Origin of the sequence: Achromobacter spanius (genome assembly GCF_003994415.1) — a bacterium.
Taxonomy (GTDB): Bacteria; Pseudomonadota; Gammaproteobacteria; order Burkholderiales; family Burkholderiaceae_B; genus Achromobacter; species Achromobacter spanius_C.
This window is the reverse complement of the sequence record NZ_CP034689.1, coordinates 2,781,108-2,793,884: the sequence shown is the minus strand read 5'-3', so window position 1 is coordinate 2,793,884 and position 12,777 is coordinate 2,781,108. Positions and strand designations below refer to the sequence as shown.

Sequence of the window (12,777 nt, the reverse complement as noted above, 5' to 3'; positions counted from 1 at the left end):
TTTTATGCTAAATCGCGATTAGGTGAATAAACGCGTGAAATCGTTAAACAGCGCAAGCCCCATGAGGCCTGCCAATAAACCTATGCCGGCGCGCTGTCCAATATCGATCCACCTCGCTGGCGGCGGGCTACCCCGCACAATTTCGACGAGATAGTACAGCAGATGGCCGCCGTCCAGCATAGGAATGGGAAGCAAATTTAATACGCCCAGGCTGATACTGATCAAAGCAATATAGGCGATATACGCAACAATGCCGATTCTGGCGGTCTGGCCGGCGTAGTCGGCGATGGTGACCGGCCCGCTGATATTGCGCCACGAAACATCACCCGTGACCATGCGGCCCATCATGCGCAGCGAAAACCAGGCCGTATCCCAGGTGCGCACCGCGCCTAGCCATACGCTTTCGAACAGACCATAGCGCACGGTCACCATGGGCACGTCGCCGCCCAACTGGACGCCAAGGCGCCCGATTTCCTGGCCGTTCACCATTTCGGGACGCGGCGTGACATTCAGCGAGATATTGGCGCCGTCGCGCAGTACGGTCAGCGCCAGAGTCTTGCCGGCGCTTTGCTGGATCTGCTTGATGACCAAGCCGGTTTCCGGCGTGGGCTGGCCGTTGATCGCGACGATGGTGTCGCCGGCACGCAGCCCGGCCGCCTGGCCTTCGCCGCCGTCATTGACGGCGCGCACGCCCGGCTTGGGCTGTGCCAGGCGGATACCGGCCGCCGCAAGCGGGTCGCCGGCGGAAGGATCCATGGCATTGGGCGGCAAGTTCAATTCACGCTGCTGGACCGCGCCCGACGGCGTGCTGACTTCGACCTGCGCGCGGCCGCCGGAGGACATGACGTCCATCAGGCGCCAGCGCGCGTCTGACCACGACGCGACCTCTTGACCGTCGATGGCAAGGATGCGGTCGCCGGCCAGCAGGCCGGCCTGCGCGGCGGGTGATTCCGCCGTGGGTTGGGCGATGATGGCCTGCGGCTCGTCCGTGCCAGCCAGGTTCAGGCCGGCATACAGGACTACCGCAAGGATCAGGTTGAATAGCGGGCCGGCCGCGACGATGGCGATGCGCTGGCCGACCGGCTTGTTGTTGAACGCGCTGGCGGCCTCGGCCGGCGTGGCGCCGGCGGGCGCGTCATCCTGCATCTTGACGTAGCCGCCCAGCGGCAAGGCGGACACAGCCCATTCCGTGCCATGTTTGTCCGTGCGGCGCAGAATCACCTTGCCGAACCCCAACGAGAACCGCAGCACTTTCACGCCGCACAAGCGGGCCACCCAATAGTGTCCCAGCTCATGGAAGGTGATCAGTGAGCCAAGCGCTACCGCAAAGGCCAGCAGGGTGAAAAGCATGGGGATCGGGATCTAGGGAATCAGAAGCAAGCGGGGCCAGCCGTCAGGCCAGCCCAAGGTTACCTGCGAAGGTGCGCGCATCTGCATCCAGCGCGAGCACTTCGTCAAGACTGTTGAGCGTAACAGATGCTTGCCCCGCCTGCCACTCCAGGGTGGCTTCGATCACGCGCGCAATCCACGTATAGGGGAGGCGGCCGTCCAAGAACGCGGCAACGGCGACTTCGTTGGCGGCGTTGAGCGCCACGCAGGCGCCCTGCCCCGCCCGCAAGGCGTCAAAGGACAAGGCCAGGCAAGGAAAACGGGCCAGATCAGGTTTTTCGAAATCCAGACGGCCAAGTCGGGTCAGATCCAGTGGCCCGACACCGCTTTCCAGGCGTTCAGGAAAGCCCAGCCCGTAGGCAATAGGAGTCCGCATGTCGGGCTGGCCCAGCTGCGCCAGCACGGATCCATCGTCGTACTCGACCATGGAATGCACGACGCTTTGCGGGTGCACCACTACTTCGATCCGGTCGGCGGGCATGGCGAACAGCCAATGCGCTTCAATCACTTCCAGCCCCTTGTTGAGCATGGTCGCCGAGTCCACCGAGATCTTGCGGCCCATGCTCCAGTTCGGGTGGGCGCAGGCTTGAGCGGGGGTCACATCGTGCAGGTCTTCGAGATCGCGCCCCCGGAACGGACCGCCGGATGCCGTCAGCAACAGGCGGCGTACGCCTGGCGCGGGCGCATCGGGCGCTTGGGCCCGCCCGCCATGAGGCAGGCACTGGAAAATGGCATTGTGTTCGCTATCGATGGGCAGCAGTTCGGCGCCGTTGTCGCGCACGGCCCGCATGAAGAGCGAGCCCGCGGCGACCAGCGCTTCCTTGTTGGCCAGCAACACACGCTTGCCGCTACGGGCGGCGGCCAGCGCGGCGGGCAAGCCGGCCGCGCCCACGATGGCGGCCATGACCGAATCGCACTGCGGGTCCGCCGCTGTGTCGGCCAGCGCCTGCGCGCCCACCCGGATGTCGGGCATGGGCTGGGAGCCCGTCCAGGCGGCAATGAATCGCTTGCGGGCGGCGGCATCAGGCACCACCACGACAGCGGCGCGGCTGGCCAGCGCCTGCTCGGCCAGACGCTCCATCCGGCTGTGGGCGGACAGCGCATAAACCCCCAGGCGCTCGGGGTGGCGGGCAATCACATCCAGCGTGCTTTCACCGATCGATCCGGTCGACCCGAGCACGACGACGCGTTGAAAAACCGTCAAAACAGCACTCCAGACAAAATTAGCGCAAACGGCGCGACCGGAAGAATCGCGTCGATTCGGTCATACACCCCGCCATGGCCGGGCAACAGCGTGCTGGAATCCTTGCGGCCCGCGCGGCGCTTGAGCAGCGATTCGAACAAGTCGCCCACGATGGACACCACGCCCAGCAGCGCGGCAATAGGCAGGGCCAGCCAGAAGGTCCAGCGTTCCACCAGCGCGTGGCCGAACGACCCGGCCCACAGGCTGGACAGCCCGATCCAGATCACGGCGCCCAGCACCCCGGCGACGGCGCCTTCGATGGTCTTGCCCGGACTGACGCGCGGGGCCAGCTTACGCTTGCCGAAGGCGCGGCCGGCAAAATACGCGGCAATGTCGGCCACCCAGACCAGCGCCAGCAGCGACACCACAAAGCCCGCGCCACGCGCGACGAACATCTGCGCCAGCACGGCCCAGGCGGCAAAGGCGGCGGGTACGGAAAAGACGGACCAGCCCAGGCTGGCGGGCGGCGCATCGGAACGGCCACGGACCACGGCGGTAACGCCGCCAAACAGCCAGACGGCGGCCACCCCGGGCACCACATAGCGCATCACCCAGGCCGGATCGCGCCAACCCACGCCGCCGCCAGCAAGCCAGGCCGAGGCAAGCGCCAGCATGCCGCCGAACAGCAGCACGGCAACGCCGATGGAAATCAGGGGGGACGGAGGCTGGGGCAGCGTCAAGCGCAGCCATTCCCAGTTGGCGCACGCGGCGGCCAAGGCCAACAACGCGACGAACCACCAGGGGTTGGCGCTGATCATCGCGGCGGCCAGAATGGCCAACAGGATGACTGCGGTAACGATACGCTGGCCCAACATATGACGGTCTCCTCGTGTGCTGCTCTGGAAAGACGCGCTTGTCGCCGTCTGCTTACTGCTCGCCGCTTTCGTTGACTTGCGCGCTGGTACGGCCGAAGCGGCGTTCGCGGGTGCGATACCAGTCAAAAGCCGCTTGCAGTTCAGCAGCGCCGAAATCCGGCCAATAGCGATCCGTGAAGTAGAACTCCGCGTAGGCCATCTGCCAGATCAGGAAATTGGAAATGCGCTGTTCACCGCCGGTGCGGATGAACAGATCGGGTTCAGGCGCCCAAGACATCGACAGATGCCGCGCCAGCCGATCTTCATTGACTTGCTCGGGGTGGGACGCCAGCCCGGGCTCGGCGGCAAGCATTGCGCGGGTGGCCTGAAGAATATCCCAGCGTCCGCCGTAGTTGGCGGCAACCGTCAGGTGCAGGCGGTCATTGTGCGCGGTGCGTGCCTGCGCGGCCGCGATCAGCTCTTGCAGGCGGGGTTCGAACGCGCTCAGGTCGCCAATGACATGCAGCCGCACGCCCTGCTCGTCCAACTTGCCGATCTCGCGCTCAAGCGCCTGTACGAACAGGCGCATCAGCAACGAGACTTCTTCAGCGGGTCGGCGCCAGTTCTCGGAACTGAAGGCGAACAACGTCAGGTAACGCACCCCGGCACGCCCACAGGCCTCGACCACGCGGCGCACGGCCTGCACGCCCTTGGCATGGCCCGCCGTACGAGGCAGCAGCCGCCGCGTAGCCCATCGCCCGTTGCCATCCATGATGATGGCGACGTGTTCGGGAATGTCGCGAGTATCGGGAACCGCCTGGGTCGAACTGGTTGCCATGGGTGTGGGGCTGCGCGCGGAAGGCCGGCGAAAATCAGAAATACGGTAGAAAAACCTGCGCCGTCGTTCCATTGCTGCATAGCGGTGCTGCGAAGCAATGGTAAGGACGGCGCATAGGCAAGAAAATCCTGACGCCGGGGAAGACGGCCTGGCCGACTACCCCGAAACAATCACGGATTATACGGTCATGATTTCCGCTTCTTTCTGAACGACCATCTTGTCGATGTCCGCCACGGAGCGATCGGTCAGCTTTTGGACATCGTCCTGGGCGCGACGCTCGTCGTCCTCGGAGATTTCCTTGTCCTTGACCAGCTTCTTCAACGCTTCGTTCGCTTCACGGCGCAGGTTGCGCACGGCGATCTTGGCGTCTTCGCCTTCGCTGCGCACGACCTTGGTCAGGTCACGGCGGCGCTCTTCGGTCAGGGCCGGCATCGGCACGCGGATGGTGTCGCCCATCGAGATCGGGTTCAGGCCCAGATCCGATTCACGGATTGCCTTTTCGATCGGGCCAGCCATCTGCTTTTCGTAGGGCTGCACGCTGATGGTGCGGGCGTCCACGAGGTTGACGTTGGCGACCTGACCGACCGGCACGGGCGAACCGTAGTAGTCAACCTGTACGTGGTCCAGGATGCCGGTGTGGGCGCGGCCCGTCCGGATCTTGCCCAGGTTGATCTTGAGCGTATCAAGCGACTTGGCCATCCTGGCTTCGGCGGATTTGCGGATTTCTGCTGCGCTCATGAAATTTCCTTTTCTTTAAACGTGTACCAACGTGCCTTCGTCTTCGCCGCTGACCACTCGCTTGAGCGCGCCGGACTTATTGATCGAAAACACTTTGATCGGCAGTTTCTGGTCACGGCACAGCGCGAAGGCCGTGGCGTCCATGACTTCCAGACGGCGCACGATCGCTTCATCGAAGCTGATCCGCGCATAGCGCGTCGCGGTGGGATCCTTGTTGGGATCCGCGCTGTAGATGCCGTCCACTTTGGTGGCTTTCAACACGATCTCCGCGCCGATTTCGGCGCCACGCAAGGCGGCGGCAGTGTCGGTCGTGAAGAAGGGGTTGCCCGTGCCCGCGGCGAAGATGACGACCTTGCCCTCTTCGAGGTAACGCAAAGCCTTCGGGCGGATGTAGGGTTCGACGACCTGATCGATGTTCAGGGCCGATTGTACGCGGGTGTCGATCCCCTTGTGCTTGAGCGCGTCTTGCAGCGCAAGCGCGTTCATGATGGTGGCCATCATGCCCATGTAGTCGGCGGTGGCGCGGTCCATGCCCTGCGCACCCGGGGCGACGCCACGGAAAATGTTACCTCCGCCGATGACGATGGCCAGTTCGACGCCGGTGGCGGCGACTTCGGCGATCTCATCGGTCATGCGGACGATGGTGGAACGATTGATGCCAAAAGCATCCTCGCCCATCAGCGCCTCGCCGGAAAGTTTGAGAAGAACCCGTTTGTATGCTCTGCTGCTCATAGGTGATATCCCGAAGAACAATCCGACGAAAGTGTAAGACAAGAATGAGGGAACCCCCTCAATGCCGCGAGTTCACGCTCTGCCCAGGAGGTTTCCCCCTGAGAACCGGCATCGCGGCGTAAAAAGGCCGGACTAGAATTTAATCTAGTGCCGGCCTTTAAGCACTACCCCTGAAGGTTAGGCTGCGCCGGCGGCGGCAGCGGCAACCTCAGCGGCAAAGTCGCTGGTCTTCTTCTCGATACCTTCGCCGACAACGAACAGCACGAACTTGCTGATCGAAGCGCCATTGGCCTTCAGGTGCTGTTCGACCGTGTGCTTGTCGTTCTTGACGAAAGGTTGCGACAGCAGGGTCACTTCCTTCAGGAACTTGGCGACCGAACCTTCAACCATCTTGGCCACGATATCAGCCGGCTTGCCGGATTCGGCGGCCTTCTGCTCGGCGACCGAACGCTCGGCGGCGATGTCGGCAGGGTTCACGCCGTCGGCGTTCAGGGCCTTGGGCTTGGTGGCGGCAATGTGCATCGCCAGGTCCTTGCCCACTTCCTCGGCGCCGGAGTATTCCACCAGCACGCCGATCTTGCCGCCGTGCACGTAGCTGGCCAGCGCGTTCGGCGTCTCGATGCGCTCGAAGCGGCGGATCGAGATGTTTTCGCCGATCTTGCCGATCAGGGCGGTGCGGGTCGTTTCAACGGTGCCTTCACCGAACGGCAGGGCCGACAGAGCGGCGACGTCGGCCGGGTTCTGCGTGGCGACCAGTTCAGCCAGCTTGTTCACGAAGCCGACGAAGTCGTCGTTCTTGGCGACGAAGTCGGTTTCGCAGTTGATTTCAACGACGGCGCCTTGCTTGGCATCGGCGGAGATGAACAGACCGATCAGGCCTTCGGCGGTGACGCGGGCAGCGGCCTTGCTGGCCTTGTTGCCCAGCTTGACGCGCAGGATTTCCTCGGCGCGAACCAGGTCGCCTTCGGCTTCCGTCAAGGCCTTCTTGCACTCCATCATGGGCGCGTCGGTCTTCTCGCGCAGTTCCTTGACCAGGGCAGCGGTAATTTCAGCCATGTTTGCTCCAAATTTTGCTAAGACACGCCCCGGCTCGCCGGGGCAGTGATTTGATTCGATGGGACGCCCGCCAGTGGCGGGCCAGGAAGATGGGAGCCCACCTTCGCAGTGCCGGCGAGGCGGGAGCGGTTCTGTTTCAAAAGCCGCTCCCGGACACTAACCGCCGGACATGACAACAGGCTTAGGCCTGGTTGTCCTGCACTTCGACGAACTCTTCCTGACCTTCACCCAGCTCTTCGACCAGACCATTCATGTTCTGTTCGCGGCCTTCCAGCACGGCGTCGGCGATGCCCTTGGCGTACAGCGCGATGGCCTTGGCCGAGTCATCGTTACCCGGGATGACGTAGTCGATGCCGTCGGGCGAGTGGTTGGTGTCAACCACGGCGACCACGGGGATACCCAGCGTCTTGGCTTCGGCGATGGCAATCTTGTGGTAGCCGACGTCGATGACGAACATGGCGTCAGGCAGACCGTTCATGTCCTTGATGCCGCCGATCGACTTGTTCAGCTTGTCCAGTTCGCGTTGGAACAGCAGGCCTTCCTTCTTGATCATGCGCTCGGCGCCGCCTTCGGCAACGACGACTTCCATGTCCTTCAGGCGCTTGACCGAGGTCTTGACCGTCTTGAAGTTGGTCAGCATGCCGCCGAGCCAGCGGGCGTCGACGAAGGGCATGCCGCAACGGGCGGCTTCGGAGGCGACCAGCTCGCGAGCAGCGCGCTTGGTGCCGACAAACAGGATGTTGCCGCCGCGAGCAGCGATCTGCTTCACGAACTTGGTGGCTTCCTGGTACTTATCAACCGTCTTTTCCAGGTTGATGATGTGAATCTTGTTGCGGTGACCGAAGATGTACGGAGCCATCTTGGGGTTCCAGTAACGGGTTTGGTGACCAAAGTGGACACCCGCTTCCAGCATTTCGCGCATCAAAGACATGTAATTCTCCAAGGGTTGATTTCTTGCGCCGCACCTGCATCAGCCTCTGGCTGACACCCTGGGTGGTGAGACGCGCGATTTCCCGCAACACGCGGGATGGACAAAATTTTAACCGGGCCGACCGATCACTGCCGCAATAAAACTACTGCTTCCGCGATAAACCCAGACGACCGACACGACGAGAGCCTTGCACTTGACGCTTGTTCCGCATACACAGGCGCTGAGCCAGACACTCCAGGAAATTCCTGGAAGTTTCCGGGGTTCAGCGCACCCGGACTTGTTTTGTTGGCAGCGAAATCCAGCTCTTCGCATTCAGGCTTGACGCCATCTTGCGCATCAGACCACCAGGGCATTTCTTCAAAAAACCCGAAGGTTTTCAAGAACTTAATCTGGCGCCCATACCGAACCTGCATCGCCGCTCAAAAACATGACCGAGCTTACAAGCACGCCGTGCCCCGGCTTGGGTAAGATTCCAGCCAATTCCACTTCAGACTCCCGGCCCGTCATCACCCCGCCCGCTGCGCCTCAGAACCTGACAGCCTGCCCGATTTCGCTCCACAACCTTCGCTTGCGGTGAAACTTCAGGGCTTGCCGCCGATCTCATGAAACAAATCGGTGGGCCAATGAAATGGCCTTGAGAAAGTGGACTTTAGTTTTCGTCCTACCTTCGCGGGATCGGCTCTTGCCGTAACCCGATTGCTCCCCAAAATTTTAGGGAAGCCTATAATTCTACTATTCTTTCAAGCAGACATTCAAGCGAGAGATCGTCAAGTTACTCCATGGGCACAATTACCAATCCGGCCGACCTGGCCAAGATGCGCGCCGCCTGCCAGGACGCCGCCAAAGTTCTCGATTTCATCACTCCTTACGTGAAACCGGGCGTCACCACCGGCGAGCTGGACCGCCTGTGCCTGGAATACCTGACTGACGAATTGAAGGTCAAGTCCGCCACGGTGGGCTACGCCCCGCCCGGCTACCCGCCCTTCACCGGCGCCATCTGTACGTCGGTGAACCACCAGGTCTGCCACGGGGTTCCGGGCGACAAGGTGCTGAAAAACGGGGACTCGCTCAATATCGACGTCACCATCATCAAAGACGGCTGGTTCGGCGACACCAGCCGCATGTACGCCGTGGGCGAACAGTCCATCTTGTCGCGCCGCCTGACCGAGATCACCTTCGAATGCATGTGGAAGGGAATCCAGCAGGTGAAAAACGGCGCCACCCTGGGCGACGTGGGCAACGCCATCCAGAAGCACGCGGAATCCAACGGCTTTTCGGTGGTGCGCGAATTCTGCGGCCACGGCATCGGCCAGCGTTTCCATGAAGATCCGCAGGTGCTGCACTATGGCAAGCCGGGCACGGGCGTGAAATTGGTGACGGGTATGTTGTTCACCATCGAACCCATGATCAACGCCGGCCGCCGCGAAATTCGCCAGCTTGCCGATGGCTGGACGGTCGTGACCCGCGATCACAGCCTGTCGGCCCAGTGGGAACATGCCGTCTGCGTGACCGATACCGGCTACGAAGTGCTGACACTGTCGCCTGGCATGCCGCCGCCGCCCGCTTTCATCAAAGAGCCCATCGTCATTCCCGCCGTGTAAGGCTCCGCCGCCCGCCCCATGACCGCCGAATTCCTCAGTTCCCTGCGTGAACGCATTCAGCAAGCCCGACGCGCCGCGGTAACCCAGTTCCGCGAGCACGAGCGCCCGGATACGCTGCTGTCTGAATTGCGGCGCATCGTGGACGCCGCGCTGCGCGACCTGGTCAAGCATTGCCCGCTACCCCTGGGCGCCACGCTGGCGGCGGTGGGCGGTTATGGCCGGGGCGAACTTTACCCGCATTCCGACGTTGACCTGCTGATCCTGCTGCCGCACGCCCCCACACCCGAAGAGGAATCCGCCATTGAACGGCTGGTGGCCTCGCTGTGGGACCTGGGCCTGGAACCCGGCCACAGCGTGCGCACCATTGAAGACTGCGAACGCGAGGCCGATGCCGACATCACCGTGGAAACGGCGCTGCTGGAATCGCGCTGGCTGGCGGGCAGCCGCATCCTGATGCGCAAGTTCGATGCCGCGACCAAGTCGCGGCTGGATCCACGCGCCTTCTTCCGCGCCAAGCGGGTCGAGATGCAGCAGCGCCATGCGCGCTATCACGACACGCCCTACGCGCTGGAACCGAATTGCAAGGAATCGCCCGGCGGCTTGCGCGACCTGCAAGTCATTCTGTGGATGGCGCGTGCCGCGGGCTTTGGCAATAGTTGGCGCTCGGTGGCGCAGGCGGGGCTGCTGACCTCTTCTGAAGCGCGCGACCTGCGCAAGGCCGAACAAGCCTTCAAGCGCTTGCGCATCGAGCTGCACCTGCTGTCGAAGCGCCGCGAAGACCGCGTGCTGTTCGATCTGCAGCCGGCGCTGGCCGAGGTCTACGGCATCCACGCTACCGCCACGCGGCGCGGCAGCGAACTGCTGATGCAGCGCTACTACTGGGCCGCGCGGCTGGTGACGCAGTTGAACGGCATCCTGGTGCAGAACATCGAAGAAAGGCTGTTCCCGCGCCCCGATAGCGACGCGCGCGACATCGACGACGATTTCCGCAACCTGCGCGACCGCCTGGACATCATTCGCGACGACGGCTTCGAACGCAATCCCACGTTGCTGCTGCGCGCCTTCCTGGTGATGCAGCAACGCCCCGAACTCACCGGCATGTCGGCGCGCACATTGCGCGCCATCTGGCATTCGCGCCATCGCATCGACGCGCAGTTCCGCCGCAACCCGGTCAACCGCAGGCTGTTTCTACAGATCCTGCAGCAGCCGCGCGGCATCGTGCACGAACTGCGGCGCATGACCATGCTGAACATCCTGCCCCGCTACCTGCCGGTGTTCCGCCGCATTGTGGGCCAGATGCAGCACGACCTGTTTCACGCCTACACGGTGGACCAGCACACGCTGGCCGTGGTGCGCAACCTGCGCCGCTTCACCATGCCCGAGCATGCCCAGGAATACCCGCTGGCCAGCCAATTGATTGCTGGGCTGGATCGCCACTGGCTGCTGTACGTGGCGGCGCTGTTTCACGACATCGCCAAGGGCCGCGGCGGCGACCACTCCGAACTCGGCGCCCGCGAAGTGCGCAAGTTCGCGCAAGACCACGGCATGGATCCCGAAGACGCCAAACTGGTGGAATTCCTGGTGCGCCAGCATCTGCTGATGTCGGCCGTGGCGCAAAAGCGCGACCTGTCCGACCCGGCCGTCGTGCAGGATTTCGCCGCCACGGTGAAAGACGAGCGCCATCTGACGGCGCTCTACCTGCTGACGGTGGCCGACATTCGCGGCACCAGCCCCAAGGTCTGGAACGCCTGGAAGGGCAAGCTGCTGGAAGACCTGTACAAGCTGACCCTGGCCGCACTGGGCGGCGCCCATGCCGACGCCCACACGGTGCTGACCGAGCGCAAGGAAGAAGCGGCCCGCCTGACACGCCTGGCCGGCCTGCGCGACGACGCCCGCGAAGCCTTCTGGAACCAGTTGGACGTGGCCTACTTCCTGCGCCACGACGCCTCGGACATTGCCTGGCACACGCGCCACCTGTATCACCAGGTGGCGCCCACCCAGGCGGTGGTCAAGGCCCGCCCCACCGAGCAAGGCGAAGGCCTGCAGATCATGGTCTATACGCGCGATGCGCCGGACCTTTTCGTGGCCATCTGCGGCTACTTCGACGCCAAGAACCTGTCGATTCAAGACGCGCGCATCCACACCACGCGCCACGGCTGGGCGCTGGACAGTTTTATTGTGCTGCTGCCAGAAGGCGCCAGCGACCTGCGCGCCCAGGCCACGCTGGTGGAACACGAACTGGCCGAACGCTTGAAAGACCCGCACGCCGCCGCTCAGGCGCAGCCCAGCCGCGGCGGCTACTACGGGCGCAACCGGCAATCGCGCGTGTCGCGCGTGTTCCCGGTCATGCCGCAAGCCGAGCTGCAGCCGGACGAACGCAGCACGTCGTGGCGCTTGTCGGTTACCGCCACCGACCGCCCTGGCCTGCTGCACGCGCTGGCGCGCGTATTCGCCCAGCACGAGATCAACCTGCTGATGGCCAAGATCATGACGCTGGGCGACCGCGTGGAAGACGTGTTCATCGTGGATGGGTCGGCGCTGGCGCGCCCCCGCATCCAGATGCAGTTCGAACGCGACATCCTGGATGCGCTGGCCGGCGACGAGGCGCAACAGCGCGTTGCGTAATCGAGGCGGTGATCAGGTCGCCTGATCGGGTGACCTGATCGGGTCACCAACCCGCGCCCGAACCGCATACAATCCGGGTTTTCGGCCAGGCGATACCCGCTCCCATGCAGCTTAACGACTATCTGCGCGTCTTCGGTGGCAGCTTCTTCTTTGCGCTGGCCACCCTGCTGCCCTTCCTGAACCCGCCTGCCATTGCGCCGATCTTCCTGTCGCTGACCGAAGGCGCCTCGTCGGCCACGCGCGTGGTGCTGGCCAAACGGGTGGCGGTCAATGTCTGCCTGATGCTGATCGTCGCCATGGTGGCCGGCAACGTGCTGCTCAGCTTCTTCGGCATTTCCTTGTCCATCGTGCGCGTGGGCGGCGGCATGCTGGTGATTGCCAGTGCCTGGCGGTTGGTGAATTCGCCCGACGCCGACACCGAGCGCGTGGCGCGCATGGCCGAATCGTTCACGCCCGAAATGGCGAAGGCGCGCGCGTTCTACCCGCTGACGTTTCCCATCAGTTGCGGCCCGGGCTCCATCGCCGCCGCCATCACCGTGGGCGTGTCCTTGCGCGACCAGAACCATGTGCTGAGCCTGGTGCGGCTGGGCGGCTCCATCCCGGGCATCATCGCGGTGTCCCTGACCCTTTATGTCTGCCTGCGCTTTGCCGCCCAGATGCTGCACCGCCTGGGCGACAACGGCACGGCCGTGTTCATGCGGCTGTCGGCGTTCATCATGCTGTGCCTGGGCGTGCAGATCTTCTGGGAAGGCGCGCGCGACCTGATGCTGGGTTTGTTGACGCAGGTGATGCAACCAATTCCGGTTCCCAAGGCCTAAGCGTTGGCCGGG

Annotated in this window: 11 protein-coding genes; 3 read left to right on the top strand and 8 right to left on the bottom strand. The window is 63.5% G+C overall.

The window, feature by feature from the left end:
• Positions 1-18: 18 nt before the first annotated feature.
• The 8 genes from rseP to rpsB form a co-directional block, all read right to left on the bottom strand.
• The gene (rseP, locus tag ELS24_RS12900; RefSeq protein WP_050446554.1) at positions 19-1,350 is read right to left on the bottom strand and encodes an RIP metalloprotease RseP; all 1,332 of its coding nucleotides are present in this window, start codon (positions 1,348-1,350) and stop codon (positions 19-21) included.
• 43 nt (positions 1,351-1,393) lie between these two features.
• Positions 1,394-2,593, bottom strand: a complete 1,200-nt coding sequence (locus ELS24_RS12895; RefSeq protein ID WP_127184330.1) for a 1-deoxy-D-xylulose-5-phosphate reductoisomerase — start codon at positions 2,591-2,593, stop codon at positions 1,394-1,396.
• Positions 2,590-3,447 (bottom strand): phosphatidate cytidylyltransferase, encoded by an 858-nt coding sequence (locus tag ELS24_RS12890; RefSeq protein WP_127184329.1) that lies wholly within the window; start codon positions 3,445-3,447, stop codon positions 2,590-2,592. The genes ELS24_RS12895 and ELS24_RS12890 overlap by 4 nt, the downstream gene beginning before the upstream one ends.
• Positions 3,448-3,499: 52 nt before the next feature.
• Entirely contained in the window at positions 3,500-4,264 is a 765-nt protein-coding gene (uppS, locus tag ELS24_RS12885; protein ID WP_050446557.1) for a polyprenyl diphosphate synthase, read from the bottom strand.
• Positions 4,265-4,441: 177 nt separating this feature from the next.
• Positions 4,442-5,002, bottom strand: coding sequence for a ribosome recycling factor (frr, locus tag ELS24_RS12880; protein WP_050446558.1), 561 nt, complete (start codon positions 5,000-5,002; stop codon positions 4,442-4,444).
• A gap of 15 nt (positions 5,003-5,017) precedes the next feature.
• Positions 5,018-5,734, bottom strand: a complete 717-nt coding sequence (gene pyrH, locus ELS24_RS12875) for a UMP kinase (protein ID WP_006219097.1) — start codon at positions 5,732-5,734, stop codon at positions 5,018-5,020.
• A 177-nt stretch (positions 5,735-5,911) separates the two neighbouring features.
• The gene (tsf, locus tag ELS24_RS12870; RefSeq protein WP_050446559.1) at positions 5,912-6,790 is read right to left on the bottom strand and encodes a translation elongation factor Ts; all 879 of its coding nucleotides are present in this window, start codon (positions 6,788-6,790) and stop codon (positions 5,912-5,914) included.
• A gap of 181 nt (positions 6,791-6,971) precedes the next feature.
• On the bottom strand, positions 6,972-7,721 hold the full coding sequence (gene rpsB / locus ELS24_RS12865) for a 30S ribosomal protein S2 (protein WP_050446560.1): 750 nt from the start codon (positions 7,719-7,721) through the stop codon (positions 6,972-6,974).
• Between the two features lie 779 nt (positions 7,722-8,500).
• Here rpsB and map point away from each other — a divergent pair.
• The 3 genes from map (at position 8,501) to ELS24_RS12850 (ending at position 12,765) form a co-directional block, all read left to right on the top strand.
• Positions 8,501-9,322: a type I methionyl aminopeptidase gene (gene map, locus ELS24_RS12860; RefSeq protein WP_050446561.1), complete on the top strand. Its 822-nt coding sequence runs from the start codon at positions 8,501-8,503 to the stop codon at positions 9,320-9,322.
• Between the two features lie 18 nt (positions 9,323-9,340).
• Positions 9,341-11,947 (top strand): [protein-PII] uridylyltransferase, encoded by a 2,607-nt coding sequence (locus ELS24_RS12855; protein WP_050446562.1) that lies wholly within the window; start codon positions 9,341-9,343, stop codon positions 11,945-11,947.
• Positions 11,948-12,051: 104 nt separating this feature from the next.
• Positions 12,052-12,765, top strand: a complete 714-nt coding sequence (locus ELS24_RS12850) for a MarC family protein (RefSeq protein ID WP_050446563.1) — start codon at positions 12,052-12,054, stop codon at positions 12,763-12,765.
• Positions 12,766-12,777: the final 12 nt, after the last annotated feature.